Source organism: Hassallia byssoidea VB512170 (assembly GCF_000817785.2).
Taxonomy (GTDB): Bacteria; Cyanobacteriota; Cyanobacteriia; order Cyanobacteriales; family Nostocaceae; genus Hassallia; species Hassallia carrinoi.
The window spans coordinates 17142-38293 of the sequence record NZ_JTCM02000023.1 but is presented as its reverse complement, the minus strand read 5'-3'; the positions used below and the strand labels follow the sequence as shown (position 1 = coordinate 38293).

Sequence of the window (21152 nt, the reverse complement as noted above, 5' to 3'; positions counted from 1 at the left end):
CCCTCAACTAAAAACTCAACCAGAGATAGATGTCAAAGCAGGATATTGAACCTCACGCTTACCCTTAACAACCATTTGAATCGGGCGATCAAGACCAGTCACCAAACCACGGCGCTTAGGTCGCACATCACCATCATCAATTAGCGCCAAATCCAAATTAGAAAGAATCTTCGCCAATACCACCTTCATTTCAAACTGAGCAAAAGCCATACCAATACAGCGCCTAGCACCACCCCCAAAAGGCAGATATTCATAAGCCGAAAATTGCCTTTCCAAAAACCGCTCTGGCTTAAACTGCTTCGGTTCTGGGTACAAATCCTCGCGCTGGTGCGTCAAATAAATTGAACCCCTCACCGATGTACCAGGTTCAAGTTCCTGCCCGCACAAAGAGACGGGTGTTTTTACCTCTCGAGGAAAAGTGAATATTGCCACGGGGTAAATCCGCAAAGTTTCGCAGCAAACAGCGTTAAGATATGGTAACTTAATAATTGCATTAGTGTCCGGATTTTCACCCAAGCTATCCAGTTCTGCCAGCAATTTTTCCCGCACTGCTGGTAGCTTGTGAATCCAATACAGCGCCCAAGTTAAAGCGGTCGCCGTTGTTTCGTGACCGGCTACCAACAGCGTCATCAACTCATCGCGTAACTCTTCATTGGTCATGGGTTGTCCCGCCTCGTCCCGTGCCGCCATCAGCAAGCTAAGAACATCTGTACGCGAAGTATCTGGTTGTTCTCGCCGTTCGTTGATTTCGGCATAGAGTAGTTGGTTAACAAGCAAACGATCGCGGAGAAATTTTCCCCAATGACTAAAAGGACCCAAATCGCGTTGCAAAAACGGGAAAATCAGAAAAGCAGCATTTAGGGGGGAACTTCCTCCCGCTTCCAAAATTAAACCGAGAAGTCTTTCTACTTCGGCGGCGCGATCGCCTTCATACAATCCAAATACAGCTTGCATTATAATCCGCATGGTAATCGTTTGCATCGCCTCCCGCACACAGAAGGCTTTGCCTACTTCTTGCTGACTCATTACCTCATCAGTGATTTTACTGATGATATTGGCATAAACTCGCATTCTATCACCGTGAAACGGCGGCATCAATAATTGACGTTGACGACGGTGTGCATCACCGCTTGCCATAATTACAGAATGCTTGCCCATCAATGGTTCAAAAGGCTTGTTTCCCGTCGATGGGGCTGTAAAATCTTTTGTATCGCCAGTCAATATCTGCTGTATTGCTTGGGGATTGCTAACAATAACTACGGGAGTATTCAACCGCAATGTAAAGATATCTCCGTAGCGTTTAGCACAGGTTTCCATAAACGACATAGGATTGAGAATGAACTTAAGCGTCTGTAAAAACTTTGGGCTTTGTGGACCTTTTGGTAGTTTCATTTATTTTGTTTGCTGCTTTTATTCTGTTCTGCCACTCTAACAAACTGGAATAATTAATTTTGTTTAAGTTTATATTGAATCTGATTATATTTGTGTTGCGAAATAGCAATAAACTGTGACAACACGAAAGTTGTAAAATTCTTGTTAACTTGGACGTGGATTTACAGCGTCTCCTTTTATTTATAGGGTACTCAGCATGACTGCAACAACACCAAAGGCAACTTCAGCGTCTCCAGATTTTTGCGAGGGAATTCAATATTTTGGGGAAGCGTTGCCAGATTTTGAAACTTATGGGGGAACACCTGCTGTAGAGTCTGGTAAAGTAGCGATCGCCAATCCTGAAGATGCAGCAGCAGTATATCAAACTTTGCTTGCAGCTGATGCCTTACGTTATTTAACGTTACAAATTACTGGTTCTAAAGCTTCCGGACACCCAGGTGGATTTGCTTCGCAAGCGGAAGCTTATGCAGCGTTGGTCATGCTGGGTCATAAGAACATTATCACGGAAGTGGGACACCACGCCCCTGGATTTTATAGTGCCATGTTCTTGGATCGGTCGTTAGAGGACATGGGGATTTATACGGTGCAGGAATTGCGCGATCGCTTCCGCGAAAAGCACGGACTCTTAGGACATCTTTCCGGCTACATTCCCGGTATTCTCGCACCCGCCGGTCCTTTGGGACAAGGACAACACTTTGCCATGTCAGCTGCAAAGCTGCATCAAGATAAGCTGTTTCCCTTCACTGTTGGTGACGGTGGATTGGGTGAACCCTACATCATCAGTTCGATGGGACACTTCAATACTGCTTTTCCCAGCGTCACCAACTTCTTGCCAGTGTTGGTATGGAACGGTTACAGCCAGGAGCATCATAGCATGGTTTCCCTGAAAACCAACGAACAGATGATCGCATACTGGCAAGGTAACGGTTTTGCCGAAGTTGTATTAGTCGATGCCAAAGACTTTGACGACCAAAATCAAACAGGCGATTATGTTGATAGTACCGCCTTTTCCTTTGAACAAAGATTAGCTTTTACCAAAGCCGTATTAACTGGTATAGATAAAGCTGCTAAATCTGCACTTGGCGGAAAACTTACCGTGTTTATTATTAAACAATTGAAAGGTGCAGGAGTTCACGCTAGAGGTGCAAAATCACACAATTTATATCCTAAAGATACGCTAGACGCTCCTCATATTATAAGTGCATTGCAAGGGCGTGCATTATCAGCAGAAGCTTGGCAATTAGTGCGAACAAATGCGGAACGCGCAGGTGGTGGACCCGCTGCGAAAACAGTTGTCACAGAATTTGAATTAGAATTGCCAGAATTAGGCGAATTGCCTTTAGAAGAATATGCAGTAGGTGGCGAATCAAAAATTTCCACAACTGCGATGGGAAGATTAGTAGGAATAGTTGGACAGAAAGATAAAAATTTCCTCGTCACCAACGCAGATGGAAATGAAGCATCAGGAATTGCCAACATAAATCAAGCATTAAAGATTATCCACCCGACAACAGATGACTTATACAACCAAGCACCAAACGGACAAGTTTATGAACCTTTAAGTGAAGATGCTTGTGCAGGTTTAGCGGTTGGTTTATCGTTGATGGGTGCGAGAACTTTGTGGTGTTCTTATGAATCTTTTGCCATCAACGGATTACCAATTTTCCAAACAGTAACTCAAGCAATGGCAGAATTGCGCCGTCCTACTCCCTCAACAATTACTTTATATACAGCAGGTGCTTTAGAGCAAGGACGCAACGGTTGGACTCACCAACGTCCAGAAATTGAAGCTTATTTTGCTTCGATGATGCGAAATGGCAATGTATTCCCAGTTTTTCCACCCGATGCTAACAGTATCCAAGTTTGTTATGACTGGGCATTGAAAACGAAAAATAAGGGAATTGTAATTACTGCAAGTAAGTCACCTTTACCAATTAGAACCACATTTGAACAAACTCACAAAGGGTTACGCGATGGTGCGGTAGTGTTGCATGAAGTTGAATCTAATCAAGGTGGAAGTAAGAAAATTGTCTTTGCTGTGATTGGTGATATGACATTAATGCCAGTATTTGAAGCCGCTGCTTTCTTAGAAACTGAAGGTCTTGGTGTGAAGATAATTTCTGTTATTAACCCCCGTCGTTTATATCGTCCTGATGATACAGCTTGGGATACTTGTTCTGAAGCTGATGGTGGGTTTTTGGATGATGAAAAATTTGCGGAATTATTTGCAGGTGATGCGTTAATTGGTGTTACTGGTGGTGCGAGTGCGATGCTGGAACCAATTATGTTAAGAAGTACCTGCAAGCGCGATACTTTCGCATGGAAGCGTGGGGAAACTACTGCGAGTGCTGGTGAGTTGATGGCGTTTAATGGATTGACAGCGCAAGCTTTAGCGAAGCGGGGAATTGAGTTAGTGCATTAAAGCTAAAATTATTTCTGCATTTTATTGCATTTATACGTATACAAACGCTAAAAAATTGCGTTGATGTCCGTACATTTGCGTTTGACGCAGATACACGCAATTAGTTAGATTTGAAACTTGTGTATCTGCGTTTTTTATGTCATTTTCAGTAGGATAAATATGAATGTTGAAGAACTTTTAAAACGGTATGCTGCTGGCGAGAGGGATTTTAACGGTCTTAAAGATGACGTTGACCTGAGTAGAGCTAACTTGCAAGGAGTTGACCTAAGTTGCGTTAACTTAAGTTGCGTTAACTTAAGTGGTGCTAATTTGTCCCAAGTAAATCTGAGTCAATGTGATTTGAGTGATACTGACTTTACGGGTGCTAATCTTTTTGCCGCAAATCTTTTTGCGGCAAATCTTAATAATGCTTATTGCGATGAGGCTAATTTAAACTCAGCAAATCTTAGTCAAGCTAACTTAGAATATGCCCAATTGACAGGAGCTAATCTCTATCAAGCAAATTTACGTAATGCTAACTTGTCTAGTGCTTATTTAGAGTCAGCCGATTTCCGAAATGCGGACTTACGAGGAGCTAACTTAGAATATGCTCATTATAACAGTTCTACTATTTGGACTGAAGATTTTGATCCTGAATTCTATATGGGTTTTTGGTATGACGATCAAACTTTTGTTAGGTGTGACCATATTCAATATCTAAAAATAGCAAGGAGTTTTGATTCATTTTGTGATGCTATCATTGATATTGGTTATGAGTCGTTTTATGATGCTCTCAAATGTAGCGATGATGAAGATGAAGATAAATATTATAGTCAGGGAGACTCTTATCGATTCCACGAGTTTAAAATTAGTTTATCAGATTTAACTGGCTTAGACTGGGACTACCTTGAAATGAAAAGTTCCGTCATCAATTTAAAGTTAAGGCTTAGATGCGATATTATTAATATTCTCAATCGATTAAAAGATGCTATTTACGATGACAAAGTAAACCTTTTATTATTTTTATATACTTGAAATATTCAGTATTACAATAATGTCGGTACGTTACTTCGTTAACTCATTTTACAAATTTATACAAAACTTCTACCCCTCAGACTGGAAGTCTGGGGCTACACAAATTTATGATTTAACGAAGCGCGATCGCCCTAAATATTGCCGCGCCTGCGAACTATAATGTATTTAATATTTTAGATAAAGATGGAACCATGAATGAAGCTGAAGATATGGTTCGCTTAAACTTAGATTTGTCACCTGAACTTAACGAGATATTAGAAGAACTAGCGAATAAGATTGGCGGAAGTAAAAGCGATGTTCTGCGTCAAGCTATAACCTTAATGCAAGTCATGGTGATAGCTAAAGAGCAAACTAAGAAATTAGGGATTGCTGAAGCAGATCAATTGATTGCAAATGAAATAATAATGCCTTCTGAAGCATCACCAAAAATACATCCTCTGGAAACATTGATAGAAAAATTTGGCACTTGGGAAGACAAACGCACTACAGAAAATATCATCAAAGATATATATGACAGCCGTAGTATTGCAAACTCCCAGTCACAAGAAGATGTAGTGCTTGAGCGAAAGCTGCGGGAACTCAAGTCTAAACAGGAACTAAGAAAAGATTGGATTTTATTTATTTTAAGGGATGTAGTAATCTTTTCTGCCGCTTCCGTTTTTATTTTTGCTGTCGGTGGCTATTCTCTATTCACCCTGATTAAGAGGTAGTTCATCTGAAGTTGCGCTATTCGCTATTTTAGGCGATCGCTTTAATCACGTCAAAGCTGTGGATGCAGCAGAAACTATAAATCAGTTGCTTTATCAGGCACAATAAAAACAGTAGCAATAGAAAGTGCATAGTTTACCGCCGCAGGCATCGCTATGACTCCACAACTCGCAGATAAAGCCACCACACTCAAAGAACAGCAGTTTCTCCTACCTGGTTATTATACTTGGCAAGAACTTGAGAAAATAGAAGCCTTAATGACATCGCCTAGTTTAAGCATAACTTACGTGGATGGATATATACAGTTTATGACTTTGGGTGAAGAACATGAAATGCTGAAAACCATTATTGGTTTTTTGCTAGAACTCTATTTGTGCGAAATGGGTATAAATTTTATCCCTGTAGGTAGCGCTATTCGTCGTTCTCAAGAAAAAGGTGCTTCATTTGAACCTGATGAATCTTATTATTTAGGACAAAAGAAAGAAAATCCCGATTTAGCAATTGAAATTAATATTACCAGTGGCAGCATAGATAAACTAGAAAAATACAAACGCTTTCAAATCACCGAAGTTTGGTTTTGGGAAAATAACCAGTTATCTTTCTATCGACTCCGCGATGATAATTATGAACAGATTTCCGGTAGTTAATTGCTACCAGAATTAAATGTAAATTTATTCGCAACTTGTGTTTTAATGCCCTCAATACTTGAAGCAAGAACTGAGTTTATTAAAGAAATTCGTCAGTAGTACTAACTCAGCTTCTCTATCAACCCAGACGTGTCAATTAAATATCTAACAGCGTAGCTCTTGCTTCATAAGTCTGGCTACAATAGTAACGAGTTAATCTGGAGGACTTGTCTAGTCATGCTTCTAAGCTAAGAAAATGGGCAATAAAGTAAGTCTATTTAACGAAATCTCATATTTTTGTCTATTTTTTCACGGCGCAGCCTTTAAAGCTATATGACATCACACTAGTTAGGTATACTTTTTACCATTATCTCTTCAATCAGATAAGCTGTTTGTCCAAACAAGAATATTTCCTGTTTCATTTTATTACAAAATGAATGTATACTAATTGACATAAAATAAGTTTTATTGATAAAGCTTGACAAAATGCAAAATTAGCGGATTTTACATAATGACGATTGTTATATAATACTAAACAACTCTTTTCGCGAGGATAGGAAAGCTGTGAGGGATGATTTACAAGGCTTGGAGATTAGCCAAAAGCAACTACAAAAATTAACAAATCTACCTGTGAAAGACGAACTAAGGATAATTGTTAACCCTATCAAAAGATTGGGAGAGATATTTATAGAAAAAATCAAAGGTTCTGAAGGTGCTACTGTAGTATTTATTGGATTTTCTATATTTGTTTTTAGCTATCTGATATTGGATGTAATGCTTAAGGTATTTGCTACATGGGTAACAATTCCCTCATGGATATTGTTAATAATATTAAGTTTAATTGGAGGTGGGATAACGCAAAGTATATTATACTTTTGGTGGAAAAGACAAATTAAAATCCTCAAAAAACATATTACACCATCTTTGGAAATTCTTTTAAATGATGTTGAAAGATATAATGCTGTAATTAAAGCAATAGATATCAACGATCAAATAGAAGAAGCTGGCAATCCGGGAGTAACTTTAAAGGAAAGAGAAAAAGTACTTGACGCACTTAAATTAACAAAAAATGATTTAATTCGCGCTTTGAAAACAGAAAGAATTTTAAGAGAGAATAAAAATTTTATTATCAAAAATACAGATTTATTTGCAAACAATTTACCGACTCTATCGGCAATGCAAGTTAGCGAACAAGCTACTGAACATGGAAGGTTACTAAATGAAGCATTGGAAATTGCGTTAGACGTGCAGCTTGAAATGAGAAGGTTGCAGAGTCAGGGGTAAGATTAGGAGACAAGGGGCAGGGGGCAGGGGGCAGGGGGCAGGGGGCAGGGGAGTTTGTCTTTTCGTCTTCCTTGTCTCCCTTGTCTTCCTTGTCCCCCCATCCCCCCCTCTCCCCATCTCCCCATCCCCCCCTCTCCCCCACTCCAGTCGCGCACAGTCTAATATAAAGAAACATTAAATTAGAGCGATCGCTCATCGGTATGGACTGGAAAGAAATTCAAGGCAATTGGGTGTTAATTCCCCGAAATCCCATCGGTATCATCCATTTCCTGGGTGGTGCATTCGTCGCTACAGCACCTCACCTGACTTACCGTTGGTTGTTAGAACAGCTGGCGGAAAAAGGCTATGTTATCATTGCCACGCCATTTGTCAACACGCTGGATCATATAGCGATCGCTAAATCTGTACAGTTAAACTTCGATCGCGTTATCGAACGTCTACACGATTCCTCAGCATTACGCAAGCGCTACCTCCCCATCTACGGATTGGGACACAGCATGGGTTGCAAACTCCACTTACTCATCGGCAGTACCTTGAGTGTAGAACGCGCAGGTAATATTCTTATATCCTTTAACAACTACGCTGCACGGGATGCTATCCCTTTAGTCGAACAATTTAACACAACCTTTGCGATCGAGTTTACTCCTTCACCGTTGGAAACTAACAAACTTGTGCAAGAGCGCTACAACGTCCGTCGCAACTTGTTAATAAAATTTAGTAACGACACTCTTGACCAATCAGCAGCTTTAAAGGAAATATTACAACAACGCTTTCCGGAGATGGTGACAGCACAAACCCTGCCTGGAAGTCATGTTACACCCTTGGGTCAAGATGTTAAATGGCAACCTGGAGCATCATTCACTCCCATTGATGCTTTGGGACAGTGGTTTAAACAAGAAGTTTACCGCGACTTAAATCAACTAAAACGCGCAATGCTCTTGTGGCTGAATCCCCTTTCACCGCCATAATGTTTTATGACTGGAAAAAATTGGGAATTGGGAATTGGGAATTGAGAATTGGTAATTGGTAATTGGTGATTGACGAAAACTAATTCCCCATTACCCATTCTCCATTACCCCATTCCCCATTCCCCATTCCCCATTACCACATTTTATTTTACAAAAATTATTATTTATTCTTACCCGTCATTTCCCATGTTTCAAATCGTAGTAATTGATGATGACCGTTCAGTACAAATCCTGCTGAAAAGGATGTTGGAAAAACAGGGTTATGAGGTAATCGCTGCCAGCAATGGTTCTGAAGGAATCGCAAAAGTACTTGCTTGCCAGCCGGCATTAATTATTTGTGATTGGATTATGCCAGGATTAAATGGGCTGGAAGTCTGCCATTACATCAAGACAGATCCGAATTTATCGACAACATTCTTTATTTTATTAACATCTTTAGATTCCGTAGCCGATCGCGTCAAGGGATTAGATGCAGGTGCTGATGATTTTATCACCAAACCCATCGAGCAGAATGAATTGCAAGCGCGAGTAAGAGCAGGATTGCGTCTGCATCAATTAAGTCGAGATTTGCAATCTCAAAAGCTACTTTTAGAAGCGGAAATGGCAGAAGCTGCCGAATATGTGCGTTCTCTTTTGCCTCAGCCGATGTCAGAACTCCTCACCATCAATTCTCGCTTTATTCCCTCACGACAACTCGGCGGCGATTGTTTCGATTACTACTGGCTCGATCCTGATTATATGGCAATTTATCTACTTGATACCGCCGGACATGGACTTAAAGCCACTCTTCCCTCTATATCTGTGCTGAATTTGCTTCGTTCCCGCGCTCTCAAAAGTCTCAATTACTATCAACCTAGTGAGGTACTTAGAGCGTTAAACGACACTTTTCAGATGAATTATCAAAATGACAAATATTTCACAATCTGGTATGGAGTTTACAACCGCATCAAGCGTCAGTTAATTTACTCTAGTGCTGGTCATCCTCCAGCAATCTTAATAACGAGCAAATCTCTTAACGTTACCGAAGTCAAACAATTAAGAACTCCCGGAATGCCAGTTGGAATGTTTCCGGAAGCAAAATATGTTGATGGATTTTGCAATATTGAAGAGTGCAGCACTCTTTATATCTTTAGTGATGGCGTTTACGAAATCACTAAATCAGATGGAACACTTTGGAGTTTAGACGCTTTCATTCAGATGCTGATCGAGTTAGAACATGCCGGTGAAAGGCAACTCGACGAGGTACTAAATTACCTAACCGATTTAAACTCCAAAGAGGCTTTTGATGATGATTTATCTATCCTCCAGATAAAATTTGACTAATTAAATTATCGAGAGTACATTCTGATTAAATTCTTCTTGGCTGGGAAATATTTCAAATACCTTATCCATACCAGTCAGTTCAAATAATATCCTGACTTGTTCATTAATCGAGCAGATAACAAGTTTAATGTCCGCAGCTCGTAAAGCTTTGAAAGCTAACACTAAAGCCCCCAGTCCGGAACTATCCATAAAAGTCACATTTTGAAAATCAACTAAGACAATTTTCGCACCGCTGTCTGCAATTTCAGTAATTTCTTGGCGAAATTCTTGGGATTCACTGGCGTCTAAAATTCCACTGGGTTGAAAAACTTTGATTAAAGGACTCATAATATCTCAGGCAGTTGTTGGTATAAATGATACAGCTTTTGGATCGGCATGTATGTACCAATCATAATTCATTTGAAGAAATGTTGCCAAATAAAAATAATTAATGATTAATTAACGGAAAGGAATTTTAGATAATAAATAATCAAGTTGCCCTCGTGAAGTGCGTTTTCTCAGCACGCATGAAAATCTCATTTTTCCGAGCTGTTATTTTGAAGTCAGGTTGGATGACTTAATAATAGGCAATAGAAAACAACTCAACTCTAAGCCTAAATATTTCATTACATTCATCTAATTAAAAATGAGAAAATATTAACTGATAACTACTACCTGCTAGGTATGATATTTTTAATTTCAAGTCCTACATTGAAATTTCTTAACATAGCTTGACATATTAGCGCCGACTTACTTAACTTGCTAGGTATGATATTTTTAATTTAAAGTTATGTCACGGTTAAGGAACTTCATAGAGAAGCTTGATGTTATTAGCGCAATGTTATCTTCAGATTAAGTAATTTGGCAAGATAATGGTAATAATTTATCGTTGGCATAAAGGAATTGCGATCGCGAACTCAGCACCGGCTCGTGGCTGTGAAATACATTCCAAAGAGCCGCCGTGCCGATCGCTGATAATTTGGTAGCTAATCGAAAGCCCCATACCAGTGCCTTTACCAATCGCTTTGGTGGTAAAGAAAGGGTCAAATAATCGCGGTTTTATGGCTGATGATATTCCCAATCCATTATCGGCAATGCTAATTTTGACGCGATCGCCGGAAATAAGTTCCGTACAAATACGAATCTGCGGAGTTGTCAATTTTTCCGACTCATTTACTAATGACTCTTCCAAAGCATCGATCGCATTCGCCAAAATATTCATAAATACTTGGTTGAGTTGTCCGGCATAACATTCCACCAAAGGCAAGTTACCATATTCTTTGATCACTTCAATAGCTATACGGTCAGGTTTAGCTTTGATGCGATGTTCTAAAATCATCAGCGTGCTATCAAGACCTTCATGGATATCTACTTCTTTCATCTCCGCTTCATCCATGCGGGAAAAGGTGCGTAGAGATAAGACAATTTCCCGAATGCGCTCTGCACCAACTTTCATTGATTTGAGAAGTTTGCGTAAGTCATCTATCAAGAAATTTAAGTCTATATCTTCAGCTAATTCTTGAATTGACAAAACCGGATCGGGATAATGTTGCTCATATAACTGTACTAATCTTAATAAATCTTCGATGTAGTCGTTAGCATAAGTAAGGTTGCCGTAAATAAAATTTACAGGGTTATTGATTTCGTGAGCAACACCTGCTACAAGTTGACCTAAACCAGACATTTTCTCGCTCTGAATAAGTTGCATTTGTGTGCGTTGGAGTTCAGTGAGAGTTTTTTCTAAATCTTCTGCTTGTTGCTTTAACTGAGTTTCTGCTAGTTTGCGCTCGGTGATATCAAAGACTGTTCCCACCAATCGGTAAATTCTACCTTCGCTATTTTTTAAGGGATTGACTGTTACTAGCGACCAAAATTGTTTACCTAAAAAAGTGTGACATTCTTCAGAGGTATAAGGTGCATTTGCTTGCAAACATTTTAGGTATTGCTGACGAGCTTGTACACCTTGAACTTCACCAAGCGATTCTTCTGGAGTTTTACCGACTATTTCTGCACTCAACAAACCAGTGTTACGCTCTGTAGCTGCATTCCAACCAGCATAGCGGAAATCACCGTCAAAGAGAACATCCACTACAAACAGGGAATTTTCCGACCCATCATAGACGCAGCGAAGAAATTGCTCTTGCTCTAGTAAAGTTGCTTCGGCTCGTTTGCGATCGCTTATATTTAATGTTGTCCCCACCAATCGGTAAATTCTCCCTTCACTGTCTTGAAGGGGATTAATCGTAGTCAACCAAAAAGTTTCTTCACCCTGAAGAGTCAAGCATTCTTCATAGCTTATTGGTATACCTGCTTTTAAGCAATTTGTATATCGCTGACGCACTGCTGCACCTTCAATTGCACCATGTACATACTCAGGTGTTTTACCAATTACAAGAGCGCTACTTAGACCAGTCACACGTTCTGTAGCTGTGTTCCAACCAACATAGCGGAAGTCACCGTCAAAGAGAACGTCTATCACAAATATGGGATTTTCCGATCCCTGGAAGACACTGCGGAGGAATTGCTCTTGCTCTAATAAAGTTGCTTCGGCTCGTTTGCGCTCGCTTATATTAAATGTTGTCCCCACCAATCGGTAAATTTTACCTTCGCTGTGTTGAAGCGGATTAATCGTAGTCAACCACCAAGTTTCTTCACCGTAGAAAGTCAAGCATTCTTCGTAGGTAATAGACTTACGTGTTTCTTGGCAGCTTGCGAAATTCCGACGCACTGCTGCACCTGGAACTGCACCATGCAATTGTTCTGGAGTTTTACCGATTACTTCTGCACTGCTCAAACCCGTGGCACGCTCTGCGGCGCTATTATAAGCTACATGGCAAAATTCACCGTCTTCTTGAACATCCACTACAAATATAGGATTTTCCGAGCCATCGAAGACTGTGCGAAGGAATTCTTCTTGCTGTTGCAGTTGAGTTTCTGCTCTTTTGCGATCGCTTATATTAAATGTTGTCCCCACCAATCGGTAAATTCTCCCTTCGCTATCTTGAAGGGGATTAATCGTAGTCAACCACCAAGTTTCTTTACCTTCAAAAGTTAGGCATTCTTCATAGCTAATTGACACCTTGATTTCCAGACATTTAGTATAGCGCTGGCGCACTTTTGCACCTTCAACTGCACCATGTACATACTCTAGTGTTTTACCGGCTATTTCTGCACTGCTCATACCCGTGACGTTTTCTGCGGCTGTGTTCCAACCTGCATAATAGAAGTCATTATTTTCCAGAACGTCAACTAAAAAAATTACATGTTCAACGCCATCATACATACTACGCAAAAACTGTTCTTGCTCTCGTAGGGCTGATAAAGCTCGTTTGCGCTCTGTAATGTCGGTAATAGCGCCAACGAAACCGATGTTTTTGCCTGTAAAATCTTTAATCGGATATGACTTTAACAAAGTCTGCATCATCCGACCACTAACAGATTTTTGCTGAACCTCACCAATCCAAGATTCACCAGAAATGATGGTTTGCTGTATCTCCTCAACAATTTTTGGATCTGTAATTACACTCGGAATGCCACCAAATTCAATGAATGCTTGCGGTGTTTCGCATTCGTAAAGTTTGCTAAATGCCGGATTCTGGTAAATATGATTGCCATTTGCATCCGCTATACCAATAGCATCATAAGAGCTTTCTACTGCTTGCTTGTAAAGCATCAAGGCTGCTTCTATTTGTTGGCGATCGGCAATTTCTGCTTGTAGCGCTTGGTTGCTTTGTACTAATTCTTGAGTTCGCTCTTCTACACGTCTTTCCAGTTCTGCATAAGCTTGCTGAAGTGCCTCTTCTGTCTGTTTAATATGGGTAACATCCATCACCAAGCCATCCCAGATAATTGATCGATCCGCTTGCAATTCGGGACGGGATGCAGCTTGTAGCCATTTTACTTGTCCTCTGGGCATGACAATTTGTCCTTCCCAGTGCCAAGGTTGCAAAGTCTGAGCAGAAACGGTGATAGATTGCTCATACTTCTCACGTTGAATTAAATCGAACAGAGACAATATTCTGTTTGGATCTGCTTGAATTTCTTCTGGTGTCAACCCGTACACTTGATAAGAACCAGAACTAATAAAAGGAAAAGAAAAAGAGCCATCAGGATCTAGCATAAATTGATACAACATTCCGGGAACATTTGCTGATAGCTTTTGCAATTTAGCTTCACTTTGGCGTAAAGCTTCCTCAATTTGTTTGCGCTCGCTGATGTCTTCGGCAGTACCAAGGATACCTACCACATTACCGTCAGCATCCCGCAGAGGAATTTTATTAGTATCTACCCAAGTCTGCTTGCCATCAGCCGTCTTTTGTGGCTCAATGATATGTAATTCTGGGATGTCAGATTCCATAACACGCCCATCGCACTCTCGAAACCACTCAGTTTCTTCTTTTTTCCAAGGCAAATCATAGTCAGTCTTGCCAATAATATTTTCTGGCAAACCTACACCCGCTTTTCTGGCAAATTTCTGGTTGCAGCCAAGATATACAGAATTTCTGTCTTTCCAAAAAATTAACTGGGGGATGCTATCGATGACCAACTGCAAAAACTGTTCTGACGATCGCAGTTTATTTTCTATCTCGATGCGTTTCTTAACTTCTTCCTGCAACTGAACAACCACGCGGTTGAGTTCGGCAGTGCGTTCTTCTACTCTGGCTTCTAATTCCTCATTTAATTGTTGTCTCGGTGGACAATTATCGCTGAGTACCTCTAGTTGAGACACAGACTCATTTCTGTTGTTGTCCTTTTGCATACCCGAAGTCCCTTGTGTTAGCGTTTCATCCACCGATAGAAGAAAATTAGATACACCATTGTTGTAACGATGACAAGGCGATCGCCTTTACATTTTTTAGTATTCCCAATATTTTCGATTTATCAACATTGTGGGAGCGTTGTTGGTGGGAGCGTTGTTGGTGGGAGCGTTGTTAGTTGATGGTTGTTAGTTGATGGTTGTTAGTTGATGGTTGTGAGAGGATGTTTTAAAAGTGGGGGTCTATTGTAAGAAAGCCCACAAAGCTGATGCTGAAATTTGTTGAAACCAGCATGTGGGCAAATGACTAAAACATATCCTCGCAACTTGACGTGGGAGCAGTGGGAACTGATGGCGGAACTCTTTCTTGAAGCAAAAACTGGTGGACGCCCCCGTACTGTAGTGATGTATGCCGTTATTAACGCAATTATGTATGTATTATGCTTTGGGTGTACGTGGCGGGCATTGCCAGGGGATTTTCCAGCTTGGTCTACAGTTTATGGTTATTTCCGTAGATGGCGTAAAGATGGCACTTGGTTGAAGGTACACGATAAGCTTTACCAATGGGTTCTTTGTTGCTGCTCGGCGAGACCTAAGTCCGTCGGAAGCCGCAGTTGACAGCCAATTAGTTGAGACGCCAACGATGATTTCGATTGATGTTGGTTACGATGCTCTTAAGCAAACGCACGGGCGTAAACGTTTTATGACCGTGGACTTGTTAGGACTAGTTTTACGTGTTTTTGTGACTGCTGCAAGTGTACCAGAGCGTGCCGGTGCTAAACAAGTACTTAAACGGGTTCACCGTATGAAAAATAAGGTTCGGCGCCTACATACGATGCTATTGATTGAGGTGAAAAACGAAGTTTATGCTCATTTGACCGCTCTTTCACCTTTACAGCAGCGTATTCTTGTTCTACTTGGCTTTCCCTCCACTATTTATACTCAACTTGGTGGTTAGTCTTTGACTCCTGAGTAGCCTTTCTTTTAACTCCTGAAAAAATGAGCGAACCGGGAGAATTAAGGCATCTTAGCTTTACCCTGACGCAACAAAATGACGCTCACAGTGCCAAGCACTAATAAGCTGAAAGTAGAAGTAGATTCAGGAACAGACTTGGGATTCTCAATTTTAATAACTTGTCCAAGTCCAGGGCGATCGCCTCGATTTGTCACGTAGATAGCACCATCAGCACCAATAGTCAAAGCAGTAGGCGACTCTAATCCATTACCACTGAGGATAGTTGTGCGAGTGCCATCAGGTGCTATTTTAATTACCGAACCATCTAGATTACCTTTCCAGAGTGACTGATTAGCGTACTGCAAAGCATACAAATTACCCTCAGTATCAAAAGCTAAGTCAGTAAGTTGGGTAAAGCCATCGGCATAGACTGTTGGTTGACCATCAGAACCAACTCGATAGATTTTTGCTTCACCTTCGGGAAAAGGAAAACCAGTTAATTGGCTGATATAGTAAGCACCATCCAGTCCTAATGCAACATTTGTAGGTACTGCTTGGATTTCAAATGGTGATGACGATATACCAGAGGGGAAGACTGGATTAGTTAATGTCTGGCGCTTAATTGTGGCGATCGCGTTTAAATTACTTCCATCAGTACCTGCGCTGAGTAACTCATTCGCACCCGCATCAACTACAACAATTTTATTTCCTTCTACGAGCAGAGAAAAAGGATTGCTGATTACATCACCTTTGTCTGGATTATTTGCAAGTTCATAATTAGCTAAATCAGCTACACTAGTCCACGAATTTGTATTGAAATTAGCGGTGATAATTTTTCCTAAGTCAGTGTTACCCAATGTGGTGCGAAATGTGGGATTAGAACCATACCCAACTGCAATATAAGGTTTGCCACTGGCATCAAATTTGATATCTTGAGGCCCAGATGTATCAGTACCATCTGGTAATGCTAAAGAAGGGAGTCCTGTAAGTATACGCTCCTGCGTACCATTTCCGATTTTTGTCACAGCACCAGTTGTGCCATAACATAAAGATTGCCCTTGGGCACTCGGTGAAGGAACGCAAGCTCCACTTCCCCCCGTTCCTGCTTCTGTAACGTAGAGGCTGCCGTCAGGACTAAAAGTTAGACCCCGTGCATTATCAAGACCATCGGCAATTACCGAAAACGATGCCGCCTCTGCTGCTTTCGTTCCTGTAAAAGCAGCAATACAAACACTCAAAAATGTAATACCAAATTGCTTTAGTTTCATCAAACCTGTCCAAAAATTAAATTTAATCTTTGCAACACATGAATCAGATGCAAGTGTACCAGAGCGTGCCGATGCTAAACAAGTACTTAAACGGGTTCACCGTATGAAAAATATGCTCAAGAACAGCCCCCCCTGCCCTAAGTCCGATGCTGGACAAAAATGGCACTCATAGTTCGTTTACTAGATCCTCAACACCCCACGACATTTTCGGATGTTCGCGCTAGCGTCTCCGAAGGAGAAGGCTGTCCATTTTTGTCAATTGTTTGTGAAACCCCCCCTCCCCCTCTCTCAAACTGGGCTGACTTTCGCTCGATAAAGCAGCTTATCACCTTGACGGTAGCCTGTATAACGTATCTTGACTTTTTCGCCGATTTGTGCTGTGCCTTCGATCAATTGATGTATCTGCGGATCGTAGGATAATTCAGCTCCCACGGGTGCGATCGCTTCCACTTTCCATTGTTGTAATAATTTTTCTAAAGGTTTTTGTACTAAAGGCAATATTTTTACCGCTGCAAGCTGCGGATTCTCTTGCGCTTTCTGTGCTGCGGTGGGAAATTGCAATAACAAAGACTCTAGCAATTGCAAACTTGTTTGCTGAAACTCTTGCTGCAATACTTCGCGCTGTTGTTCTAATTGCAGAAGCGATCGCTGATACTCTGTTTTTAAATTCGTTATTTGTTGTAACAATTCTTGATTTGATGCATTCTCTTTCACCAACTCCACCTGAGAAAAAGTTGCGATCAATTCACTCAACGGCATCTGTAACACTTGCGATAGTTTGAGCAGTACATCTACTCGCATCTGCTGAACTTCTCCCCGTCGCAACCGCAAAATTTGCCGCTCTGAAACACCAGCAGCTTGACTCAAAGCTTTAAAACTAGAAACACCCACACGTTGCATTAAGTTTTGCAACGCATGGGTGAAGTTTAACGAAAATGCCTCATTCATGGTTCGTAGTAAGCGCTACCCTACGGGAAAGCTCCGCTAACAGCGCTTAATATTAACCCATTCCCCATTACCATTCTTACTCTTCCAGCAAACTTCTCAACATCCAAGCAGTCTTTTCATGTACTTGCATCCGCTGAGTCAATAAATCCGCTGTAGGTTCATCATTCACTTCTTCCACCACAGGAAAAATAGAACGTGCAGTTCGCACTACAGCTTCTTGTCCTTCCACTAACAACTGAATCATGTCGGTAGCTTTAGGAACTCCGGGAGTTTCTGCGATCGAACTCAGTTTGGCATATTCGCTATAAGTTCCTGGTGCAGGATAACCCAGCGCTCTAATGCGTTCGGCAATTAAATCTACTGCTAGAGCTAACTCTGTATACTGTGTCTCAAACATGATATGCAAAGTTTGAAACATCGGCCCTTTGACATTCCAATGGAAATTGTGAGTTTTCAAATACAGCGTATAAGTGTCAGCTAATAGGTGCGATAATCCATCAGCAATTTTAGCCCGACTGGTATCATCAATGCCGATATTTACGTTTTTGGCTGTTTCTTGCGTTTGCATAAAATTCTCCGGATTATTAGTTGGTTGTTAGGGGTTAGTAGGGGTGGGGTTTCCCCGTCGGTACTAATTGAAATGTGTCTTTTTTGACAAGCATTAATTGACAAACTTTATGCCAAATGCATCTTCAAAACACTCTTGGGTGCTTTGCGGACTCTAGCTAAGACTGTTTCTTTGCCTAAGCGCTGGCAAGCTTCGTAACGATGGCAACCTGAAAAGCCATAATACTGTCCATCTACTTCTAGGACATCTATCGGTTCTTGCTGCCCGATCGCACCAATTGATTCCATTAAGGCTTGCACTTTTTGCGGATCGTTGGCACGGGGTAAAGGACGTTTTATCTGATTTAGTGGAATTTCTTGTACCCTAACCATAAGGGATATCCTTGTCTAGTTCTTTTTTTGTGTTTCTACATAAATCATAATCGTTATGACTTCGTTTTGCAAGTTTTTCATGCAAAACAAGCAATGATATCATTAGGTAGCTCATGCGACAAAACCACTACGCTGTAAAGCAAATCGATCATCCATCCCAAAGTCAGACTGGGGGCACAATCAAGTCAGTAACGATGAAAATCAGCTTATGGCGTTTTTCTTACGCAGTACTGACGACATTTTGCTTATTGGGGCTGACCGGCGCATCAAGTCCTGGGAGCAAAGCAAAAGATGTAGAACTAAGAATTGGGATTGTGCAGCGATTTGGGGATAAACCCACAGAGCAGCTGCAACTAGAGCCGACAAAAGGCGATCGCTTAAAACTGAAATTTACGACAAACAAAACAGAGCAAACTCTAGTTACCACTAACCCGGTAAAACTGGAAACAGTTATGCAACCTTTACCTCAACCGATAGTTGAGGAGAAAGTAGTTTTAGGCACTTTCCGTACCTTTGAAACTGCGGAAGACAACGCCCAAAGCTGGCGTAAAAAGGGAATACAAGTGGAAATAGCCCAGCCAGAACGCTGGCAAGTTTGGGCGAAACGTGATGTATACAAGACTCCGTTATTGCGGCGCTTGCTATTGCAAAGCGTACAAAAAAATACAAAGACAACAACTGTATTTATTGACACCCAAATTATCAAACAAGTGCCGCGAGTGAGTTGGGTAGTAAATGGCAACCGCTACAGTCCAACTAAGCTGGAAATTAGCACTGAGAAAAACTTGATTCGGGTGAATGAAGGTAAAAAACCAGACAATGCTCGTCTTTATCCAGGTCGGTTGGAGTTACAGTCAAACGCCTATGGTACTTACACTTTAGTCAATGAAGTGCCTTTAGAAACTTATTTGCGCGGGGTTGTGCCTTATGAAATTGGCAATTCGGCGCCTGTAGCCTCGCTAGAAGCACAAGCGATTTTGGCGCGGACTTACGTTTTGCGGAATGTACGCAGATTTGAAGTAGATGGGTATCAATTATGTGCGGACACTCACTGCCAAGTTTATTATGGGCTGAATGACGTTTCTCCCGCCACAGATAAAGCGATCGCTTCCACAAGGGGGATGGTACTAACTTATAATAATCAGCTAGTGGATGCATTATATTCTTCCACCACAGGCGGTGTGACAGCTTCGTTTAGCGATGTTTGGAATGGTGACGATCGCCCATATTTACGACCGGTGCTGGATGCGGCAGTTAATTTTTGGAGTTTATCGGATGAGAGTTTAGCTTCAGAAGAGAACTTTCAGCGGTTTATCAATCGCAAAGAAGGATTTAACGAAAGCGATCGCGAACTGTTTCGCTGGCGTAAAGAAAGCAGCCTCCAAGACATTACCAAAGGCTTGCAGAAATTTCTCACAGTGAAAAAGAGTCCCTTTGCCAAGTTTAAAACCATTAAAGAGATGACGGTAGTAGAGCGCAGTAAAAGCGGACGCATACTCAAACTAAACGTCAAAACAGATATTGGCACTTTTAGTTTATATAAAGATGAAGTTCGCAGCGCCTTTGCCGCACCCAGAAGTACACTTTTTTATCTGCAACCCTTGAGTAAAGGCGAATCTAAACTGTGGGGATATGCTTTTATTGGCGGTGGTTTAGGACATGGAGTTGGTTTGAGTCAAACTGGCGCTCAAAGTTTAGCTAAACTCGGTTGGGCAAGTGCAAAAATTCTCCAGTTCTACTATCCCGACACGCAAATTCAAATTCTGAGCAACAACATTAAGCCGTAAGTTCGAGTTTGCGTCAGCGCAGAGAGCGCTCTCTACGCTGACTACGCAAAAAAAGCAGACACAATAGAGGAATTATTTTTCCTCTAATGTGTCTGCTTCTTTTATTTACCAGTCTTTACAGCGTGTGCGATCGATGAATGTTTTTATCTAGGACTTACGCACTCATGTCGTCGTCAAAGCTTGAATTTACGTAGGGGCAATTCATGAATTGCCCCTACAAGACTTTAGTGGGTGCGTAAGTCCTATTATCGTTGATTACTGAAGCGCCAAACTCTTAGTAAAGGTCTTCTTCTTTGTGGGTTTGGATTGTGCAGTCTCCGGTTGGGTAAGCCACACAAGTCAAAATATATCCAGCTTCAATTTGCTCGTCGTCTAAGAAAGACTGGTCAGACTGGTCTGGAGCTGAACCTGATGTCAGTTGACCTGCACAGGTAGAACAAGCACCAGCGCGACAAGAATAAGGTAGGTCAAGACCAGCTTCTTCAGCAGCGTCTAGAATATAGGTATCATCATCAACGTCGATGGTTTGGTTAAGACCTTCAGCTTCGCTGACTAGTGTCACTTTATAAGTTGGCATTTTTTAATCCTCTCTTTTGCAGACCGTATAAGTTATCCTAAAGCAAATTATCGGCTGAACTAATAAGTTCAGCCGTTTATTCAAATTTGCTTCAATTCTGATACTACGAGAAAAACTAAACGATGTAACTGGAATTTGAACGCGATTAGTAATGAAATTTAGTTAGTTAATCCTGATGAGTTTTACTTATATATATTTATCCTTAT

Annotated in this window: 16 protein-coding genes and 2 pseudogenes; 10 read left to right on the top strand and 8 right to left on the bottom strand. The window is 41.1% G+C overall.

Features of this window, described 5'->3' with window-relative positions:
• Positions 1-15: 15 nt before the first annotated feature.
• Positions 16-1392 carry a cytochrome P450 gene (locus tag PI95_RS12895; protein WP_039742931.1) on the bottom strand — a complete coding sequence of 459 codons (1377 nt, stop codon included), beginning with the start codon at positions 1390-1392 and terminating at the stop codon, positions 16-18.
• Positions 1393-1588: 196 nt separating this feature from the next.
• Between PI95_RS12895 and PI95_RS12890 the strand changes: the two genes are divergently transcribed.
• From PI95_RS12890 to PI95_RS12860, 7 genes and pseudogenes are all read left to right on the top strand, one after another.
• Entirely contained in the window at positions 1589-3814 is a 2226-nt protein-coding gene (locus tag PI95_RS12890; protein WP_039742933.1) for a phosphoketolase family protein, read from the top strand.
• A gap of 159 nt (positions 3815-3973) precedes the next feature.
• Positions 3974-4828 (top strand): pentapeptide repeat-containing protein, encoded by an 855-nt coding sequence (locus tag PI95_RS12885; protein WP_052324872.1) that lies wholly within the window; start codon positions 3974-3976, stop codon positions 4826-4828.
• 191 nt (positions 4829-5019) lie between these two features.
• Positions 5020-5538, top strand: a complete 519-nt coding sequence (locus PI95_RS12880) for a YlcI/YnfO family protein (protein WP_201280427.1) — start codon at positions 5020-5022, stop codon at positions 5536-5538.
• A gap of 153 nt (positions 5539-5691) precedes the next feature.
• Positions 5692-6282, top strand: a pseudogene (locus tag PI95_RS12875) (Uma2 family endonuclease).
• A gap of 444 nt (positions 6283-6726) precedes the next feature.
• Positions 6727-7446, top strand: a complete 720-nt coding sequence (locus tag PI95_RS12870; RefSeq protein ID WP_039742935.1) for a hypothetical protein — start codon at positions 6727-6729, stop codon at positions 7444-7446.
• Positions 7447-7646: 200 nt separating this feature from the next.
• Positions 7647-8414: a DUF1350 family protein gene (locus tag PI95_RS12865; protein WP_039742939.1), complete on the top strand. Its 768-nt coding sequence runs from the start codon at positions 7647-7649 to the stop codon at positions 8412-8414.
• Between the two features lie 186 nt (positions 8415-8600).
• Complete coding sequence (locus PI95_RS12860; RefSeq protein WP_039742941.1) at positions 8601-9737, top strand: PP2C family protein-serine/threonine phosphatase; 1137 nt, start codon at positions 8601-8603, stop codon at positions 9735-9737.
• Here PI95_RS12860 and PI95_RS12855 read toward each other — a convergent pair whose 3' ends face one another.
• On the bottom strand, positions 9738-10064 hold the full coding sequence (locus PI95_RS12855) for an STAS domain-containing protein (protein ID WP_039742943.1): 327 nt from the start codon (positions 10062-10064) through the stop codon (positions 9738-9740).
• A gap of 535 nt (positions 10065-10599) precedes the next feature.
• Positions 10600-14475 carry a PAS domain-containing sensor histidine kinase gene (locus PI95_RS12850; RefSeq protein WP_052324873.1) on the bottom strand — a complete coding sequence of 1292 codons (3876 nt, stop codon included), beginning with the start codon at positions 14473-14475 and terminating at the stop codon, positions 10600-10602.
• Positions 14476-14775: 300 nt separating this feature from the next.
• Between PI95_RS12850 and PI95_RS35905 the strand changes: the two genes are divergently transcribed.
• On the top strand, positions 14776-15090 hold the full coding sequence (locus tag PI95_RS35905) for a transposase (protein WP_236117047.1): 315 nt from the start codon (positions 14776-14778) through the stop codon (positions 15088-15090).
• A gap of 25 nt (positions 15091-15115) precedes the next feature.
• Positions 15116-15229 (top strand): annotated as a pseudogene (locus PI95_RS37660) (IS5/IS1182 family transposase); the annotation flags it as partial.
• 260 nt (positions 15230-15489) lie between these two features.
• Here the strand turns inward: PI95_RS37660 and PI95_RS12840 are convergent.
• The 4 genes from PI95_RS12840 to PI95_RS12825 form a co-directional block, all read right to left on the bottom strand.
• On the bottom strand, positions 15490-16695 hold the full coding sequence (locus PI95_RS12840) for a ScyD/ScyE family protein (RefSeq protein ID WP_039742945.1): 1206 nt from the start codon (positions 16693-16695) through the stop codon (positions 15490-15492).
• Between the two features lie 288 nt (positions 16696-16983).
• A complete protein-coding gene (grpE, locus tag PI95_RS12835) occupies positions 16984-17643 on the bottom strand; it encodes a nucleotide exchange factor GrpE (RefSeq protein ID WP_039742948.1) in 660 nt (219 codons plus the stop codon).
• A gap of 76 nt (positions 17644-17719) precedes the next feature.
• Positions 17720-18211 carry a Dps family protein gene (locus PI95_RS12830; protein WP_039742951.1) on the bottom strand — a complete coding sequence of 164 codons (492 nt, stop codon included), beginning with the start codon at positions 18209-18211 and terminating at the stop codon, positions 17720-17722.
• A 107-nt stretch (positions 18212-18318) separates the two neighbouring features.
• Positions 18319-18582 (bottom strand): ParB N-terminal domain-containing protein, encoded by a 264-nt coding sequence (locus tag PI95_RS12825; protein WP_039742953.1) that lies wholly within the window; start codon positions 18580-18582, stop codon positions 18319-18321.
• A 113-nt stretch (positions 18583-18695) separates the two neighbouring features.
• Here PI95_RS12825 and PI95_RS12820 point away from each other — a divergent pair, with 113 nt between their 5' ends.
• Entirely contained in the window at positions 18696-20369 is a 1674-nt protein-coding gene (locus PI95_RS12820) for a SpoIID/LytB domain-containing protein (protein WP_163518850.1), read from the top strand.
• Positions 20370-20643: 274 nt separating this feature from the next.
• Here PI95_RS12820 and PI95_RS12815 read toward each other — a convergent pair whose 3' ends face one another.
• Positions 20644-20946 carry a ferredoxin gene (locus tag PI95_RS12815; RefSeq protein WP_039742955.1) on the bottom strand — a complete coding sequence of 101 codons (303 nt, stop codon included), beginning with the start codon at positions 20944-20946 and terminating at the stop codon, positions 20644-20646.
• Positions 20947-21152 lie beyond the last annotated feature (206 nt).